The organism is Mycoavidus cysteinexigens, assembly GCF_003966915.1.
In the GTDB taxonomy this organism is placed as follows: Bacteria; Pseudomonadota; Gammaproteobacteria; order Burkholderiales; family Burkholderiaceae; genus Mycoavidus; species Mycoavidus cysteinexigens.
This window is the reverse complement of sequence record NZ_AP018150.1, coordinates 277,610-294,256: the sequence shown is the minus strand read 5'-3', so window position 1 is coordinate 294,256 and position 16,647 is coordinate 277,610. Positions and strand designations below refer to the sequence as shown.

At 49.2% G+C, this 16,647-nt stretch carries 19 protein-coding genes; 1 reads left to right on the top strand and 18 read right to left on the bottom strand.

Translation table 11 applies throughout. The features are described 5' to 3' along the window. Positions 1 to 9: 9 nt before the first annotated feature. The 17 genes from rplX to recQ all read right to left on the bottom strand — a co-directional run bounded on the left by rplX (position 10) and on the right by recQ (position 11,643). Positions 10 to 318: a 50S ribosomal protein L24 gene (gene rplX, locus MCB1EB_RS01275; RefSeq protein WP_045363469.1), complete on the bottom strand. Its 309-nt coding sequence runs from the start codon at positions 316 to 318 to the stop codon at positions 10 to 12. Positions 319 to 330: 12 nt separating this feature from the next. Next, entirely contained in the window at positions 331 to 696 is a 366-nt protein-coding gene (gene rplN, locus MCB1EB_RS01270; protein WP_026922060.1) for a 50S ribosomal protein L14, read from the bottom strand. 201 nt (positions 697 to 897) lie between these two features. After that, positions 898 to 1,167, bottom strand: a complete 270-nt coding sequence (gene rpsQ / locus MCB1EB_RS01265; RefSeq protein ID WP_026922061.1) for a 30S ribosomal protein S17 — start codon at positions 1,165 to 1,167, stop codon at positions 898 to 900. Further along, the gene (gene rpmC / locus MCB1EB_RS01260; RefSeq protein WP_026922062.1) at positions 1,164 to 1,358 is read right to left on the bottom strand and encodes a 50S ribosomal protein L29; all 195 of its coding nucleotides are present in this window, start codon (positions 1,356 to 1,358) and stop codon (positions 1,164 to 1,166) included. Before rpmC ends, rpsQ begins: the two co-directional genes overlap by 4 nt. An 11-nt stretch (positions 1,359 to 1,369) precedes the next feature. Continuing rightward, entirely contained in the window at positions 1,370 to 1,786 is a 417-nt protein-coding gene (gene rplP, locus MCB1EB_RS01255) for a 50S ribosomal protein L16 (RefSeq protein ID WP_045363471.1), read from the bottom strand. Positions 1,787 to 1,788: 2 nt separating this feature from the next. Then, a complete protein-coding gene (gene rpsC / locus MCB1EB_RS01250; protein WP_026922064.1) occupies positions 1,789 to 2,598 on the bottom strand; it encodes a 30S ribosomal protein S3 in 810 nt (269 codons plus the stop codon). Between the two features lie 13 nt (positions 2,599 to 2,611). Next, on the bottom strand, positions 2,612 to 2,944 hold the full coding sequence (gene rplV, locus MCB1EB_RS01245) for a 50S ribosomal protein L22 (protein WP_026922065.1): 333 nt from the start codon (positions 2,942 to 2,944) through the stop codon (positions 2,612 to 2,614). 11 nt (positions 2,945 to 2,955) lie between these two features. Beyond that, positions 2,956 to 3,231 (bottom strand): 30S ribosomal protein S19, encoded by a 276-nt coding sequence (gene rpsS / locus MCB1EB_RS01240; protein WP_045363473.1) that lies wholly within the window; start codon positions 3,229 to 3,231, stop codon positions 2,956 to 2,958. A gap of 14 nt (positions 3,232 to 3,245) precedes the next feature. Then, positions 3,246 to 4,073 (bottom strand): 50S ribosomal protein L2, encoded by an 828-nt coding sequence (rplB, locus tag MCB1EB_RS01235; protein WP_045363476.1) that lies wholly within the window; start codon positions 4,071 to 4,073, stop codon positions 3,246 to 3,248. A gap of 2 nt (positions 4,074 to 4,075) precedes the next feature. Beyond that, positions 4,076 to 4,390 carry a 50S ribosomal protein L23 gene (rplW, locus tag MCB1EB_RS01230; protein ID WP_045363479.1) on the bottom strand — a complete coding sequence of 105 codons (315 nt, stop codon included), beginning with the start codon at positions 4,388 to 4,390 and terminating at the stop codon, positions 4,076 to 4,078. Beyond that, positions 4,387 to 5,007 (bottom strand): 50S ribosomal protein L4, encoded by a 621-nt coding sequence (gene rplD / locus MCB1EB_RS01225; RefSeq protein WP_045363482.1) that lies wholly within the window; start codon positions 5,005 to 5,007, stop codon positions 4,387 to 4,389. Before rplD ends, rplW begins: the two co-directional genes overlap by 4 nt. Continuing rightward, a complete protein-coding gene (gene rplC / locus MCB1EB_RS01220) occupies positions 5,007 to 5,666 on the bottom strand; it encodes a 50S ribosomal protein L3 (protein ID WP_045363485.1) in 660 nt (219 codons plus the stop codon). Before rplC ends, rplD begins: the two co-directional genes overlap by 1 nt. Before the next feature lie 168 nt (positions 5,667 to 5,834). Beyond that, positions 5,835 to 6,149 carry a 30S ribosomal protein S10 gene (gene rpsJ / locus MCB1EB_RS01215; protein ID WP_026922071.1) on the bottom strand — a complete coding sequence of 105 codons (315 nt, stop codon included), beginning with the start codon at positions 6,147 to 6,149 and terminating at the stop codon, positions 5,835 to 5,837. 44 nt (positions 6,150 to 6,193) lie between these two features. Continuing rightward, a complete protein-coding gene (fusA, locus tag MCB1EB_RS01210) occupies positions 6,194 to 8,296 on the bottom strand; it encodes an elongation factor G (protein ID WP_026922072.1) in 2,103 nt (700 codons plus the stop codon). A 92-nt stretch (positions 8,297 to 8,388) separates the two neighbouring features. Beyond that, complete coding sequence (gene rpsG, locus MCB1EB_RS01205; RefSeq protein WP_026922073.1) at positions 8,389 to 8,859, bottom strand: 30S ribosomal protein S7; 471 nt, start codon at positions 8,857 to 8,859, stop codon at positions 8,389 to 8,391. A gap of 175 nt (positions 8,860 to 9,034) precedes the next feature. After that, a complete protein-coding gene (gene rpsL, locus MCB1EB_RS01200; protein ID WP_026922074.1) occupies positions 9,035 to 9,412 on the bottom strand; it encodes a 30S ribosomal protein S12 in 378 nt (125 codons plus the stop codon). A 365-nt stretch (positions 9,413 to 9,777) separates the two neighbouring features. Continuing rightward, positions 9,778 to 11,643 carry a DNA helicase RecQ gene (recQ, locus tag MCB1EB_RS01195; RefSeq protein WP_045363488.1) on the bottom strand — a complete coding sequence of 622 codons (1,866 nt, stop codon included), beginning with the start codon at positions 11,641 to 11,643 and terminating at the stop codon, positions 9,778 to 9,780. Positions 11,644 to 11,913: 270 nt separating this feature from the next. On the opposite strand from recQ, the gene MCB1EB_RS01190 reads away from it, so the two are divergent. Next, the gene (locus tag MCB1EB_RS01190; protein ID WP_197721981.1) at positions 11,914 to 12,276 is read left to right on the top strand and encodes a hypothetical protein; all 363 of its coding nucleotides are present in this window, start codon (positions 11,914 to 11,916) and stop codon (positions 12,274 to 12,276) included. A 151-nt stretch (positions 12,277 to 12,427) separates the two neighbouring features. Here the strand turns inward: MCB1EB_RS01190 and rpoC are convergent, their stop codons facing one another. Beyond that, complete coding sequence (gene rpoC / locus MCB1EB_RS01185) at positions 12,428 to 16,642, bottom strand: DNA-directed RNA polymerase subunit beta' (protein ID WP_045363494.1); 4,215 nt, start codon at positions 16,640 to 16,642, stop codon at positions 12,428 to 12,430. Positions 16,643 to 16,647: the final 5 nt, after the last annotated feature.

The following is a 16,647-nucleotide window of genomic DNA, read 5'->3' as shown; positions in this document are numbered from 1 at the left end:
ATCACTCCGTCAAACGCTAAGTACCGCACCGGTCGTTTTCAGAAAGCGAACTTTCTCGCCATTCTCAACCCTGATACCCACCCGCGATGGTTTTCCATTCGCGTCAAGCAAAGCCAGATTTGATCTGTCGATGGGCATCGTTTTGCTTTCTCTGCCGCCAGCCGTTCCTTTCATTGGATTGGGCTTAACATGCTTAGTCACCAAATTTAACCCTTCAACCGTGATCTTCTCACCCGCGACTGCAAGCACTACACCCTGCTTGCCTTTATCTTTACCAGTGATGGCAATCACTTGATCACCTTTGCGAATCTTTTGCATTTTGCGTACCCCTTACAACACTTCTGGAGCAAGTGAAACAATCTTCATGAAACGCTCACGCAATTCACGCGTAACCGGCCCAAAAATGCGAGTGCCAATTGGTTCGTTTTTATTGTTGAGCAAGACAACAGCATTGTTGTCAAACTTAATCAACGAACCATCTGGACGACGCATGCCTTTTGCAGTACGCACGACCACGGCATTAAAAATCTCGCCTTTTTTCACGCGACCACGCGGCACTGCTTCTTTGACCGTCACTTTAATGACGTCACCAATATTTGCATAACGACGCTTTGAACCGCCTAGCACCTTAATGCACAAAACTTCCCGCGCGCCTGTATTATCCGCGCTTTGAAGCCGAGTTTCGTTCTGAATCATAATTTCTCTTTCCCAACTTAATCCGGTTACGCTATTCGTTAACAAAAACTGTAACGCCTTCCGGTCAGTTTTGGTCCCGCCGACCATAGGCCACTTGGGTTAAGAATAAGGACAAAATGTCCGTTAAAAAGAAGAACGGATGATTATAGCAAAAAATCTAAAAATTGCAATCTATTCATCGCCATTTTTAGCTTTATTCACTTAAATAACCCGCACTGCCTCCATTAAGCGCGATACCGCCCAAGCTTTTGTCTTTGAAAGCGGACGGGTCTCTTGAATTTCGACCAAATCGCCTTCGTTGTAAGTATTAGCATCGTCATGCGCATGATATTTCTTAGAACGCACAACAAACTTACCATAAAGTGGATGCTTGACACGGCGCTCGATGAGCACTGTCACGGTTTTATCCATTTTATTGCTAATAACCCTACCGATCAGAGTTCGCTTGAGCGAAGTTTTAACATCGTTCATTTTTGGCTTGCCTTTTCGGTCAATATAGTACGCACGCGCGCAATATCGCGCCGCATTTTCTTTAATAGACTGCTGTTGTTCAATTGCTGGGTCGCTAGCTGTAAGCGTACGCTAAAAGACGCTTTTAGTAGCTCAGACAATTCTTTATGCAAGTCAGTCCGGTCTTTTACTCTCAATTCTGAGGCTTTCATTCATCTCTCCATCAAACGCCAATCTGACGCGCGACAAATGCTGTTTTCATAGGCAATTTTGCCGCCGCCAGACGGAATGCGGCACGCGCCAACATTTCATCTACGCCATCCATCTCATACAGCATTTTACCTGGCTGAATTTCAGCTACATAATACTCAGGATTCCCTTTACCATTCCCCATCCGAACTTCGGCTGGTTTTTGAGAAATGGGTTTATCTGGGAAAATACGAATCCAAATTCGGCCACCACGTTTTATATGACGCGTCATCGCACGGCGCGCAGACTCAATTTGACGGGCGGTCAAACGACCACGGCCAATCGCTTTTAAGCCAAACTCACCAAACGATACGGCATTACCGCGCGTCGCAATACCAGTATTGCGACCCTTTTGCTCTTTACGGTACTTTCTGCGTTTTGGTTGCAGCATGTCTATTCTCCAGTCTTAGCATCGCCATCAGGTTTGGCGGCTCCCGCACGCCGTGAACGTCCCCAACGCGAGCCTGGCTTATCGCCACCGCCCTCATTGCGACCACGACGCTCGCCTCCAGGACGCGCATTACGGCGCGCGCGTTTTTCCTCAGGCGCTTCCTCAACTGCCGGCGCTTCATGACGACCTAATATATCGCCCTTATAAACCCATACTTTAATACCGATAATGCCGTAAGTCGTTTGCGCTTCAGACGTTGCGTAATCAATATCGGCACGCAATGTATGCAAGGGCACACGGCCTTCGCGATACCACTCGGTACGCGCAATTTCAATTCCATTGAGCCGGCCCGCACTCATGATCTTGATGCCTTGCGCGCCAAGGCGCATCGCATTTTGCATCGCGCGCTTCATCGCGCGGCGGAACATAATCCGGCGCTCAAGCTGTTGCGAGATCGAATCTGCGATTAACTGCGCATCAATTTCTGGCTTCCGAATTTCTTCGATATTGACATGCACCGGCACTCCCATGCGGCGCTGCAATTCGGTTTTCAAGAGCTCAATATCCTCGCCCTTTTTACCGATCACAATACCTGGACGCGAGCTGTGAATGGTAATGCGCGCGTTTTTCGCAGGCCGCTCAATCACCACCTTGCCGACAGACGCGTTCTTGAGTTTTTTCTTCAAATACTCTCGAACACTAATGTCTTCTTGCAACATTTTTGCAAATTGGGAATTGTTCGCGTACCAACGCGAAACCCAATTACGACGAACGGCCAGCCGAAAGCCGGTCGGATGTATTTTTTGTCCCATCGTGTGTGGCCCTTTAATTTCCAACCGTCACGGTGATGTGACAGGATTGCTTTTCGATCGGATTACTACGGCCTTTAGCGCGTGCAATAATTCGTTTTAACGAAGTCGCTTTATCAACATAAATGCTAGTCACCTTTAACTCGTCAATATCCACGCCCACATTATGCTCTGCGTTTGCAATTGCCGATTGGACGACTTTCTTGATAATGCCAGCAGGTTTTTGCTTTGGCGAAAAAGTCAATAAATCCAATGCTTTACCAACTGCTAGGCCACGAATCTGATCCGCAACCAGGCGGGTTTTTTGCGCCGAAATCCGGGCGCCACGGTGAATTGCTTTGGCTACCATCTGCTTGCCCCTTATCTCTTAGCCTTTTTATCGGCTGCATGACCTTTGAATGTGCGAGTCAAGGCAAATTCACCGAGTTTATGGCCGACCATGTTTTCCGAAATATAAATCGGGACATGTTGACGGCCATTATGCACCGCAATGGTCAAACCAATACACTCCGGCAGAATTGTCGACCGGCGTGACCAAGTTTTGATTGGCTTGCGGTCGCGTGTAGCGATAGCCGCCTGAACCTTTCGCCGCAAGTGGGCCTCACAATATGGGCCTTTTTTGATAGAACGTGCCATTTATCTACACTCTCTTAACGTTTGTTGCGACGCTGCACGATCATCTTGTCCGTGCGAGTTTTGCGACGAGTCCGACCGCCCTTAGCTGGGACGCCGGTTGGACTGACTGGATGACGACCAGCAGCAGTTTTGCCCTCGCCCCCACCATGCGGGTGATCTACCGGGTTCATTGCCACACCGCGTACGGTCGGACGAATGTTGCGCCAACGAGCTGCACCCGCTTTACCCAGTTTACGCAGACCATGTTCACCATTGCCCACTTCACCGATGGTCGCACGGCACTCGATATGCACGCGGCGAATCTCGCCAGAGCGCAAGCGAATCTGCGCGTAGCTGCCTTCACGCGCCAACAACATCGCTAAAGCGCCGGCTGAACGAGCAATCTGCGCACCTTTGCCAGGCTGCATTTCGATACAATGAATCGTGGTCCCGACCGGAATATTGCGAATTGGCAATGTATTGCCTGCGCGAATCGGCGCTTGCGCACCTGATAGGAGCTGATGACCTACTGCCAGACCTTTTGGCGCAATAATGTAGCGTCGCTCACCATCCGCATAGCATAACAATGCAATGTGCGCGCTACGATTCGGGTCGTACTCCAAGCGCTCAACTTTCGCCGGCACATCATCTTTATTACGGCGAAAGTCAACCATCCGATAGTGCTGCTTGTGACCACCGCCGCGATGACGCGTAGTGATATGGCCGTTATTGTTACGACCCGCAGTATTACTTTGTTTTTCTAAGAGTGGCGCATGAGGTTTGCCTTTATGCAAATCCTTATTCACCACCTTAATCATTCCCCGACGACCCGGGGAAGTCGGCTTGATTTTAACGAGTGCCATGATTATCTGGCCTCCGCTTCAAAATTAATTTCATGCCCTGACTTTAAGCATACATAGGCTTTTTTCACATTCTTACGACGTCCGCTGATGCGGCCAGAACGTTTAGCCTTACCTTTTTGATTCAAAATTTGCACAGAAGTCACTTCAACCTTAAACATCAATTCAACGGCAGCTTTAACTTCTTGCTTAGTCGAATCCGGCATCACGGCAAACACGTTCTGATTGCTCTTGTCCGCAACTTGCGTCGCTTTCTCGGAAACCCAAGGCTCAATCAAAATTTTCAGTAAACGATGGTCATTTTTACGGGCGTCGATCATGACAACAACTCCTCAATCTGGGCGAGCCCGGCTTTTGTAACCAAGATTTTCTTGAAATGGATCAGCGATAATGGATCGGCATAACGCGGCTCAACAATAGCTACATTAGGCAAGTTACGCGATGCGAGATAAAGATTTTCATCCACATTATCTGTAATCACCAATACTGACTCAAGGCCCATCGACTGAAATTTACGGGCTAGCAATTTTGTTTTTGGCGCTTCAAGCTTAATTTCTTCGACTAATGAAAGCCGACCTTCGCGGACCAACTGAGAAAAAATTGAGCACAGCCCAGCACGAAACATCTTTTTATTGACTTTATGCGAGAAGTTTTCTTCTGGCGAATTAGGGAAAATTCGACCACCCCCCCGCCACAGCGGACTTGAAGTCATCCCTGCACGCGCCCGGCCGGTGCCTTTTTGACGCCACGGCTTTCTAGTTGAATGCTTAACTTGCTCACGATCTTTTTGCGCGCGATTGCCACTGCGCGCATTCGCTTGATACGCTACGACGACCTGATGAATCAAAGCCTCGTTGTAAGCGCGACCAAATACTGCATCAGATGCATTGATGCCAGTTGCGTCCTGTCCCGTTTCATTTAGGAGCTTAATTTCCATTATTTTGCTCCTTTTTTGGCAGGCGTCTTAACTGCTGGCGTGATTGCTACGATTCCCTCTTTGGGACCTGGAATTGCGCCATTTACAAACAACAATTGACGCTCCACATCAATCCGCACAATCTTCAAATTCTGCGTGGTGACCCTGCTGTCGCCCATATGTCCCGTCATGCGCTTACCCGGAAAGACACGCCCTGGATCTTGCGCCATCCCAATTGAACCAGGCACATTATGCGAGCGAGAATTACCGTGCGAAGCCCGACCCGAGCTAAAATTGTGGCGTTTGATCGTGCCTGTGTAGCCATGACCAATCGAGTCCCCACAAACATCAATTTTTTGTCCGACTTCAAATAACTCGGTACCCAGCACCTTGCCAATAGACAATGCAGCTGCTTGAGTTTCATCGGTACGAAATTCCCCAAGGAATTGACCAGCTTCGACACCTGCTTTAGCAAAGTGCCCTTGCAAAGGCTTAGTCACGCGTGTAGCGCGCCGCTCGCCAAAGGTAAGTTGCACGGCGGTATAACCGTCAGATACAACGGTCTTGATCTGTGTCACACGATTGCTTGATACGTCTACAACTGTCACCGGAATTGAAACGCCTTCCGGTGTAAAAACACGCATCATCGCAACCTTGCGACCCCAAAGTCCAAGGCTCATTATTTTCTCCATTCCCAGCTACGATTGGCCAGGATTAAATCACTAGATAATTAAACCGATGTTCGCTGCGCGATAAACCTATCACAACGAACTTAATATTACGCAAGAGTGCGAAAAGCCCTCAATTATAACCGGGCCTTTTGCTTCCCGCAATAAAGATTGTCTTGTTTACTGCAATTTGATCTCGACATCCACCCCTGCCGATAGATCAAGTCTCATTAAAGCATCAACTGTCTTATCCGTCGGATCAACAATGTCAATCAGACGCAAATGAGTCCGAATTTCAAGCTGATCACGCGAAGTTTTATTGACATGAGGCGAACGCAGAATATCGAAGCGCTGAATCGAGGTCGGCAATGGCACTGGCCCACATACAATCGCGCCCGTTTGTTTCGCGGTATCCACAATTTCAGCCGATGCCACGTCGATTAGCCGACTATCAACCGCCTTTAGGCGAATACGGATCTTCTGTTCTTTTGACATCATCTTCCTTTAAAGAGCGAGGCGGCTCACACCGCCGGATTAAATTACTTACCTTTGGCACTCATCACAGCTTCCGCAACATTGCGCGGAGCATCAGAATAGTGCTTAAATTCCATCGTATAGGTCGCACGACCTTGCGTGAGCGAACGCAGCGAAGTGGAATAACCAAACATTTCCGCAAGCGGCACTTCGGCACGCACCTGCTTGCCACCGCCGACCATATCTTCCATACCTTGGACAATCCCACGGCGTGATGACAGATCACCCATCACATTACCCATAAACTCTTCCGGCGTTTCAACTTCAACCGCCATCATTGGCTCCAGTAGAACTGGGCTAGCACGCCGCATCCCTTCTTTGAAGCCCATTGAACCGGCCATCTTGAAGGCATTTTCGTTCGAATCCACATCATGATAGGAGCCAAAAAACAGCGTGACTTTAATATCTACGACTGGATAACCAGCCAATACGCCTGCCTTAAGGGTTTCTTGAATGCCTTTGTCTACCGCAGGAATATATTCACGCGGCACGACCCCACCTTTAATTGCATCGACAAATTCATAGCCTTTGCCCTGCTCTTGTGGCTCAAGCTTCAACACCACATGACCGTACTGACCACGACCACCAGACTGTTTAACAAACTTGCCTTCAACTTCATTACAGGTAGCGCGAATCGTCTCTCGATAAGCCACTTGTGGCTTACCAACAGTTGCCTCTACACCAAACTCGCGGCGCATCCGATCAACCAAAATCTCCAAATGCAGCTCGCCCATACCCGAGATGATTGTTTGCCCGGATTCTTCATCGGTCTGCACCCGAAATGATGGATCTTCCTGCGCCAGACGGTTCAGTGCAAGCCCCATTTTTTCTTGGTCAGCCTTAGTTTTAGGCTCCACCGCCTGAGAAATGACAGGCTCGGGGAATTCCATGCGCTCAAGCAGAATCACCTGGCTCGGGTCACACAATGTATCGCCCGTTGTCGCCTCTTTCAAACCAACCGCTGCCGCAATATCGCCAGCACGTACTTCCTTAATTTCTTCACGCTGGTTTGCATGCATTTGCAGAATACGACCAAGGCGCTCTTTCTTGCCTTTTACAGGGTTGTAAATGGTATCACCCGAATTCACCACCCCAGAATAGACACGGAAGAAAATCAATTGGCCGACAAACGGATCCGTCATGATCTTAAAGGCCAGCGCGGAGAATTTTTCATCATCCGCAGCACGGCGTTCAGTTACCCCACCGTCTTCAAGTTCACCCTCAACCGGCGGAATATCGACTGGCGATGGCAAATAATCAATCACGGCGTCCAACATCGCTTGCACGCCCTTATTCTTAAAGGCCGTACCGCACAACATTGGGACGATCTCACCCGCAATCGTGCGTGCGCGCAGCGCATCCATGATTTCTTTTTCGCTCAGCGTCTCGCCATTGAGGTATTTATCCATCAATACTTCAGATGACTCAGCTGCTGCCTCGACCATCTTTTCGCGCCATTCTTGAGCAACGTCAGCAAGCTCAGCAGGAATGTCTTGATATTCAAATTTAATACCTTGACTCGCCTCATCCCAGACAACCGCCTTCATTTTGACGAGATCAATCACCCCTTTGAAGTTTTCTTCCGCCCCAATCGGCACCTGGATTGGAATCGGGTTCGCTTTCAGACGCGAACGCATTTGATCATGCACTTTAAAGAAGTTAGCGCCGGTACGGTCCATCTTATTGACGAACGCAAGTCGCGGCACGCCATATTTATTTGCTTGCCGCCACACAGTCTCAGACTGAGGCTGAACGCCACCCACGGCACAATACACCATGCATGCGCCATCTAACACGCGCATTGAACGCTCGACCTCAATCGTGAAGTCGACGTGTCCTGGCGTATCAATGATATTAATACGGTGTTCCGGGTAATTACCCGCCATGCCTTTCCAGAAGGCCGTGGTTGCCGCCGATGTAATCGTGATGCCGCGCTCTTGCTCTTGCTCCATCCAATCCATCGTTGCAGCACCATCGTGCACTTCACCGATTTTATGGTTGACGCCCGTATAAAACAGAATGCGCTCAGTCGTCGTTGTTTTACCAGCATCAATGTGGGCGCTAATGCCAATATTGCGATAGCGCTCGATAGGTGTCTTGCGAGCCACTTTAAACCTCTGTCTTAATGAGCCACTGGAGAAGCGTGCAGCTTGTGATATTGATATTTAGACTAAACCGCGGTTACGCGGCTTAGCTATACTTAAAAACGGAAATGCGAAAATGCTTTATTGGCTTCTGCCATGCGATGCACTTCATCGCGCTTTTTCATTGCGCCACCACGGCCCTCGAAAGCCTCAAGTAACTCAGCAGCCAAACGCAATGCCATGGATTTTTCGCTGCGCTTTTTCGCCGCTTCGCACAACCAACGCATTGCCAGCGCTGCGCGACGTGCTGGCCGCACCTCGACTGGTACTTGGTAGTTTGCACCGCCTACGCGACGCCCTTTAACCTCAACCACTGGCTTAACGTTATTCAGCGCGCCGTTAAATAATTCTAAAGGCTCTTTGCCGTTTTTTTCTTGAACATGTTTGAAGGCGCCATAGACGATACGCTCAGCAACAGACTTCTTGCCAGACAACATCAGCACATTCATGAATTTTGCGACTTCTACATTACCAAATTTAGGATCTGGCAGTATTTCCCGCTTGGGAACTTCGCGACGACGTGGCATTTCTCTTCCTTTACTGTTTCAGCTGGGGTGAATCCCCTCGACCACCAACTACGCTTATTAAAAATAATTTTTTAATAACGTCGAGTGGCCGCTTACTCGATAGTCACCAGCTATTTGATGCTACCGCACTCAAAACTATTTCAACCACTCCAACAACACTGGAGCGGTTTTTCAATTACGCTTTTTTCGCGCGCTTTGCACCGTATTTGGAACGTGCTTGCTTGCGATCTTTCACGCCTTGCGTATCAAGTGAACCACGCACAATGTGATAGCGCACACCAGGCAAATCCTTAACCCGACCACCGCGAATCAGCACCACCGAGTGCTCCTGCAGATTATGGCCTTCACCACCGATATAAGGAATTACTTCAAAGCCGTTAGTTAAACGCACTTTGGCTACTTTACGCAGCGCTGAATTTGGCTTCTTAGGCGTTGTAGTATACACACGAGTGCACACACCGCGCCGCTGTGGGCTGTTCTCTAAAGCCGGACTCTTGCTCTTCAATTGAGCCGAGACACGCCCTTTACGAACCAGCTGATTAATAGTTGGCATTATTTAATCCTGCAAAAAATGATCCGGGCTCAATGAACAAAGCAGGCAAATGGCCTCCAAAACCGGAACCCCGTATAGTAAAGCCTAAGCTTAGGTATAGTCAATAGGGAAGATGGCGGAGTTTGGCTACTACCACACCGCCCCTAATCGCCACGCTTGCGGCAATGGACTCGTATAGACGTATCGCTGCTGACAACTCTATATAATAGAATTTGATTTACTGAGACTTACATAGACAAATCTAGGCCCACACATCGATAGCTCGATTTAAAATAAAAAAACGCGAATGATGGTAGTCGCGTACAGTTCAATTGAACCTTATTACGGGGAAATTGCCTCACCAAGCGATGTATCCTAGCTATTACTTAACCCTCCCCCGCAACCACTTCCAGTAGCTGCCTCCCAAAGCGCTCTAATTTAAGCGCACCTACTCCCGATACTGCACGTAACTCGCCGATTGTTGAGGGCGCAAGTTGAGCAACTTCAGCTAAGGTATTATCGTGAAAAATAATGTAAGCCGGCACGCCTTCGGTTTTGGCCGTTTTGCTGCGCCAAGTACGTAACCTCTCCCAGCGTTCACGCGCAGAGGCGGATAATTCTTTGACTAAGTTCGCCCGCTGTTTAACTGGTGCATTAAGCGTGCGAGCTGACTTGACTTCACGGCGCAGCGTCACTTTTTGTTCGCCTTTGAGCACGGCGCGGCTGGCTGGGGTTAGAGTCAGCGCGCCATGCAGATTATGGTCAACCGTTAACAAACCATAGGCGATGAGTTGGCGAAAAATTGTGCGCCATTGGGCTTCTGTGAGCGTAGCGCCAATGCCGAAAGTTGAAAGCTGCTCGTGTCCACGGTGTTTAACACGTTCAGTCAAATTACCCCGCAAAATGTCGATCAAATGGCCTGCGCCAAAATAAAAACCGCTCATGCGCTCTACCCGATAGACGCAAGACAGCGCCATTTGCGCTTCGCGTGTGCCATCCCAAGTTGCCGGTGCTTCAAGACAGGTATCACAATTGCCGCAAGGCTGACTGGTTTCGCCAAAGTAAGCCAATAACTGTACGCGCCGGCAGCTCGCCGTTTCGCATAACCCCAGTAATGCATCCAATTTGCTTGTGACCATCCGCTTATGGGCATCATCCGCTTCAGATTCTTCAATCATTTTGCGTTGTTGCACCACATCGCCTAAGCCATAGGCCATCCATGCATTCGCGGCAAGTCCATCGCGCCCAGCCCGGCCGGTTTCCTGATAATACCCTTCAACGCTCTTCGGTAAATCTAGATGCGCCACAAAACGGACATCTGGTTTATCAATGCCCATCCCGAAAGCAATCGTAGCGACCATCACAACGCCTTCTTCTTGCTGAAAAATTTGCTGATGCCGACGCCGTATATCAGCCTCCATGCCAGCATGATAGGGCAGCGCTCGCAAGCCCTGGCTTTGCAGCCACTGCGCCGTTTCATCGACCTTACGACGGGATAGGCAATAAATAATCCCAGAGTCACAGCGCTGGCTACCGCTTTTGCCACTCGAGTCTGACTCCATATGCTCAGCGCGGATAAAATCAAGCAACTGGTTGCGCGCATTGGCTTTTTCGACAATCCGGTAATGAATATTGGGCCGATCAAAACTTGAAATAAAGATGCGGGCGCTATCTAGCGCAAGGCGATGAATGATCTCAGCCCGCGTGAGCTCATCAGCCGTGGCGGTGAGCGCCACCCGTGGCACGCTTGGAAAGCGCTCGTGTAAAACGCTTAGCTGGATGTATTCCGGGCGAAAATCATGACCCCACTGCGAAACGCAATGTGCTTCGTCAATGGCAAACAGACCGACTTGAATACTCTCGAGCAGATCAAGAAAACGGGGCGTCATCAACCTTTCTGGCGCAACATAAAGCAGATCGAGTTGGCCGTTGCGTAATGCTCGCTCGGTTGCCGCAGCCTCACTGCCCGACAGTGCGGAATTCAGATAGGCAGCGCGCACACCACATTCCGTCAGCGCCGCCACCTGGTCTTGCATAAGCGCGATTAACGGCGAGACGACAACACCTACCCCTAAGCCTGCGCCGCGGCGCACCAGTGCTGGGATTTGATAGCATAAGGATTTGCCGCCACCCGTGGGCATTAAGACTAAACAATCTCCGCCGGCCGCGATATGCTCAACGATCTCTCCTTGCTGGGCGCGAAAGGTAGGATAGCCGAAAATTTCATTCAGAATAGCAAGGCAAGGCGACATAGCATTCCGCACGGGACAAAGAGGAGACGGTAAAACATAGATTATAAAAGCAATGACTGAAATACGCTTTATGACTTTTGTTATATTGAAATATAAAACCAGCAGCAGCAACGTTAGCTTATCAATTGGCGCTATTCAGACTTTTTTGTAGCCCGACTTCCTATCCAGCAATCTAAGCATACAAACACTTGCGCACTCTTTAATATTGGTTTATATTTAATCCAATTAAGATAATTAATAGTGGTAATTTCTACATTCATTGAGAATGACATGGCAGCTAAGTTAGATTGGAAGGAGCTGGAGAAAGCTAGGATGGTAATGGCATTATTCGATACGTTACGCTTTGCTAAGCGCTTAAAAAATGCGGGGGTTTCAAACGCTCATGCCGAGGCTGAGGCAGAAGCCTTAGCTGAAGTTTTTACTCTCTATGCGCAGGAATTATCAACCAAAGAAGACCTACGTCTAGTCAAAGAAGAGCTCTGCCATGAAATGAGCGATATGCGTAAAGACATGGATATCAGACTAGCTAACGTAAAATTTGATCTTCTCAAATGGATCATTGGATTGGCGATTGCACAGACAGGATTGGTGGTAGGCGCATTGACTTTCTTTGCGACCAAATTACCCGCTTAAATCGCCCAATCTACTCTTGCCCTGCTCTCTGACTTATAGCCTGTGCATTACTTCGACTTCAAGTTCATGCCCCTGGTAAACACGCCATAAAAAAACGGCCCCGCATAGATACTGCGGGGCCGTTTATATACACTTTAATGTGTATTAGATACTAAGCAGCCGGTGGCCCAAACCCAAATGTTTCGGATTCAGCTTCAGCTATTTGGTCGAATCGTTTGCGATCAGAGGCTTCTTTATTTTTGCGTGCCTTATGAAACGCCAGACCCGTACCGGCCGGGATCAGACGACCGATAATCACGTTTTCTTTTAGACCACTCAAGTCGTCGCGTTTGCCCATGATTGCCGCTTCGGTTAAGACGCGGGTTGTTTCTTGGAACGACGCAGCCGAGATGAAAGAGTCCGTCGACAACGATGCCTTCGTAATACCCAGTAAGATATTATCGTAATTCGCAGGGCGTTTATCGTCGGCTTCCATTTGATCGTTTTCGTTCAGCATATCGGAACGCTCAACCTGTTCGCCTGGAATAAAGCGTGTCTCGCCCGCATCAGTAATTTGCACCCGACGCAACATCTGGCGCACGATTACTTCAATATGCTTGTCGTTGATCTTCACGCCTTGTAGACGATACACATCTTGCACTTCATCAACGATGTAGCCCGCTAGCGCTTCAACGCCCTGTAAACGCAAGATGTCATGAGGATCGGCTGGGCCGTCGACAATCATCTCACCTTTATTCACAACTTGACCATCATGCACTAATACCTGTTTGTCTTTCGGAATCAGGAATTCGTTTTGATTGCCATCAAGGTCGGTGATCACTAGACGCTGTTTACCCTTAGTGTCCTTACCGAAGGAAACCGTACCCGTCACTTCGGCCAAAACACCGGCATCTTTTGGCGAGCGCGCTTCAAACAATTCAGCGACACGCGGCAGACCCCCAGTAATATCTCGAGTTTTCTGCGATTCGGTTGGGATCCGTGCCAACACCTCACCCACTTGCACCGCTTGCCCGTCTTTAACCGTAATCAAAGCGCCCACCTGGAAACCAATCATTACCGCATGGTCAGTTCCTGGGATTTTGACTTCGGCGCCCTTTGCATCCAGCAATTTGACTTGCGGACGCACACTTTTAGCGGCTTGTGAACCGCGCCGCTTTGGATCGATTACAACCAGCGTCGATAAGCCCGTTACATCATCAATCTGACGCGCAACCGTCACACCCTCTTCAACGTTCTCAAATTTCGCCGTACCGCCATATTCAGCGATGATTGGGCGCGTGAGCGGATCCCACATCGCTAATTGCACGCCGGCCTTGATTTGCGCTCCATCCGTTTGCAACAATGTAGCGCCGTAAGGCACTTTATGGCGCTCACGCTCACGACCATGATCATCCGTAATGATCACTTCGCCTGAACGTGAAATAGCGACTGCTTCACCTTTTGCGTTCATCACGTAGCGCATTGCTGCGGTAAAACGCACGGTGCCATTCGATTTAGCTTCTATGCTTGAAGCGACTGCCGCACGCGATGCCGCACCCCCAATATGGAAGGTCCGCATCGTCAGCTGCGTGCCTGGCTCACCAATCGACTGCGCGGCAATCACGCCGACCGCCTCGCCAACGTTTACCAAGACGCCACGACCCAAGTCGCGACCATAGCAGCGCGCGCATAAACCATAGCGGGTTTCGCAATTAAGCGGCGTACGCACCCGCACTTCATCAACCCCCAAGCGCTCAATTTCTTCAACCGCCATTTCATCCAGCAAGGTGCCGTTTTCATAAACGGTTTCTTGGGTTTCTGGATTCACGACATCGGCAATCGTTACGCGCCCAAGGATCCGGTCACGCAGCGCTTCTACCACTTCCCCGCCTTCAACCAGCGCCTTCATCGCGACACCATTGACCGTTCCGCAGTCATCTTCAACCACCACCAAATCTTGCGTCACATCGACCAGACGGCGCGTCAGATACCCTGAATTCGCTGTCTTCAACGCGGTATCAGCCAGACCTTTACGCGCGCCGTGGGTTGAGATGAAGTACTGCAACACATTCAGCCCTTCACGGAAATTCGCCGTAATCGGCGTCTCAATGATCGAGCCATCTGGTTTCGCCATCAAACCGCGCATTCCTGCCAACTGACGAATTTGCACAGCCGAACCCCGCGCTCCAGAATCCGCCATCATATAAATCGAATTGAACGACTCTTGCTTAACGGTTTTGCCTTCGCGATCGATCACATTCTCAGTGGAAAGCTGTTCCATCATCGCCTTGCCTACGGCTTCTGAAGTAGCAGACCAAATATCCACAACATTGTTATAACGTTCCTGCGCAGTCACTAAACCAGACATATATTGCCGGTCATATTCTTTAACTTTTTGCGCTGAATCGTTGACGATCTTTTCTTTTTGCGGCGGCACCAACATATCGTCGACGCAAATCGAAATACCCGCCCGCGTCGCAAGTTTGAAACCCTGCTGCATCAATTGATCGGCGAAAATCACGGTTTCCCGCAACCCACAGCGACAAAATGCCATATTAATCAAACGGGAGATTTCTTTCTTTTTGAGGGGCTTATTCATGACCGAAAAAGATAAGCCTGCTGGCAAAATTTCCGACAAGATAGCCCGACCCACCGTAGTTTTATAGAGTGTCAACTTTGACTCTAACTCTTTTGTGCCAACTGGCCCATTAGATTTAAACAATTGTTCGGCAATTCGCACCTGAATCCGTGCACTCAATTCAACTTGATTGTTTTCATACGCCCGAATCGCTTCGCTGACATTAGAGAAGATCATGCCTTCGCCTTTGCCATTGACGCGTTCACGCGTCACATAATAAAGGCCGAGCACAATATCTTGCGAAGGCACAATCGATGGTTCGCCGTTGGCCGGGAATAAAATATTATTTGAAGCCAACATTAACGTCCGCGCTTCAAGCTGCGCTTCGAGCGAAAGCGGCACATGCACCGCCATTTGGTCACCATCGAAGTCAGCATTAAATGCCGCACACACCAGCGGATGCAGTTGGATTGCTTTACCTTCAATCAAGACCGGCTCAAATGCCTGAATTCCAAGACGATGCAGCGTTGGCGCGCGGTTTAGCATCACTGGATGTTCACGGATAACCTCTTCAAGAATATCCCAGACCACCGGCGTTTGGTTCTCAACTTCTTTTTTAGCCGCCTTAATGGTGGTCGCAATCCCCATCACTTCAAGTTTATGGAAGATGAAAGGTTTAAATAACTCGAGCGCCATCAATTTTGGCAAACCGCATTGATGCAGTTTGAGGGTAGGCCCCACCACAATCACCGAGCGACCAGAGTAATCGACGCGCTTACCCAATAAGTTCTGGCGGAAACGTCCGCCTTTACCCTTGAGCATATCGGCCACCGATTTCAGAGGACGTTTATTGGCGCCAGTCATCGCTTTACCGCGACGGCCATTGTCAAGCAGTGAATCAACCGCCTCTTGCAACATGCGCTTTTCATTGCGCACGATAATTTCAGGCGCTTTGAGTTCAAGCAAACGTTTCAACCGATTGTTGCGGTTAATCACCCGGCGGTACAAATCATTCAAATCTGAAGTCGCGAAGCGGCCGCCATCGAGCGGCACTAATGGCCGCAATTCGGGAGGCAAAACTGGCAATACTTCGAAGATCATCCATTCAGGTTTGATCCCGGAACGCTGAAAAGCTTCCAATACTTTAAGGCGCTTAGAAAATTTCTTTAATTTCGCCTCTGAGCCGGTGACTTTTAATTCGCTACGCAGTATTTCAGCTTGAGCATCAATATCGATTGAGCGCAATAATTCGCGCACGCCTTCCGCGCCCATTTCAGCGCGAAACTCATCGCCGTATTCTTCGACCTTGCTGTAATAATCTTCTTCAGTCATGATCTGGCCCCGCTTTAACGGGGTCATGCCAGCTTCAATCACCACATAGGCTTCAAAATAAAGCACGCGTTCGATATCACGTAACGTCATATCGAGCACCATGCCTAAGCGCGATGGCAGCGATTTTAAGAACCAAATATGCGCCACCGGTGAAGCCAGCTCAATATGCGCCATACGTTCACGGCGCACTTTGGTCAACGTGACTTCAACCCCGCATTTTTCACAAATCACACCGCGGTGTTTAAGACGCTTATATTTGCCACACAGGCATTCATAATCTTTGATCGGCCCAAAAATCTTAGCGCAGAACAAACCATCGCGTTCCGGCTTAAAGGTGCGATAGTTGATCGTCTCAGGTTTTTTGACTTCACCAAACGACCACGAGCGGATTTTGTCTGGCGAGGCTAGACCAATCTTAATTGCATCAAATACTTCATTTTGCTGAACTTGCTTGAATAGATCGAGCAAAGCTTTCATGGCTT

Bases quoted from the DNA above. Each gene is read 5' to 3' on its own strand.
- rplX (WP_045363469.1), bottom strand. From the start codon at position 318: ATGCAAAAGATTCGCAAAGGTGATCAAGTGATTGCCATCACTGGTAAA.
- rplN (WP_026922060.1), bottom strand. From the start codon at position 696: ATGATTCAGAACGAAACTCGGCTTCAAAGCGCGGATAATACAGGCGCG.
- rpsQ (WP_026922061.1), bottom strand. From the start codon at position 1,167: ATGAACGATGTTAAAACTTCGCTCAAGCGAACTCTGATCGGTAGGGTT.
- rpmC (WP_026922062.1), bottom strand. From the start codon at position 1,358: ATGAAAGCCTCAGAATTGAGAGTAAAAGACCGGACTGACTTGCATAAA.
- rplP (WP_045363471.1), bottom strand. From the start codon at position 1,786: ATGCTGCAACCAAAACGCAGAAAGTACCGTAAAGAGCAAAAGGGTCGC.
- rpsC (WP_026922064.1), bottom strand. From the start codon at position 2,598: ATGGGACAAAAAATACATCCGACCGGCTTTCGGCTGGCCGTTCGTCGT.
- rplV (WP_026922065.1), bottom strand. From the start codon at position 2,944: ATGGTAGCCAAAGCAATTCACCGTGGCGCCCGGATTTCGGCGCAAAAA.
- rpsS (WP_045363473.1), bottom strand. From the start codon at position 3,231: ATGGCACGTTCTATCAAAAAAGGCCCATATTGTGAGGCCCACTTGCGG.
- rplB (WP_045363476.1), bottom strand. From the start codon at position 4,073: ATGGCACTCGTTAAAATCAAGCCGACTTCCCCGGGTCGTCGGGGAATG.
- rplW (WP_045363479.1), bottom strand. From the start codon at position 4,390: ATGATCGACGCCCGTAAAAATGACCATCGTTTACTGAAAATTTTGATT.
- rplD (WP_045363482.1), bottom strand. From the start codon at position 5,007: ATGGAAATTAAGCTCCTAAATGAAACGGGACAGGACGCAACTGGCATC.
- rplC (WP_045363485.1), bottom strand. From the start codon at position 5,666: ATGAGCCTTGGACTTTGGGGTCGCAAGGTTGCGATGATGCGTGTTTTT.
- rpsJ (WP_026922071.1), bottom strand. From the start codon at position 6,149: ATGTCAAAAGAACAGAAGATCCGTATTCGCCTAAAGGCGGTTGATAGT.
- rpsG (WP_026922073.1), bottom strand. From the start codon at position 8,859: ATGCCACGTCGTCGCGAAGTTCCCAAGCGGGAAATACTGCCAGATCCT.
- rpsL (WP_026922074.1), bottom strand. From the start codon at position 9,412: ATGCCAACTATTAATCAGCTGGTTCGTAAAGGGCGTGTCTCGGCTCAA.
- recQ (WP_045363488.1), bottom strand. From the start codon at position 11,643: ATGTCGCCTTGCCTTGCTATTCTGAATGAAATTTTCGGCTATCCTACC.
- MCB1EB_RS01190 (WP_197721981.1), top strand. From the start codon at position 11,914: ATGGCAGCTAAGTTAGATTGGAAGGAGCTGGAGAAAGCTAGGATGGTA.
- rpoC (WP_045363494.1), bottom strand. From the start codon at position 16,642: ATGAAAGCTTTGCTCGATCTATTCAAGCAAGTTCAGCAAAATGAAGTA.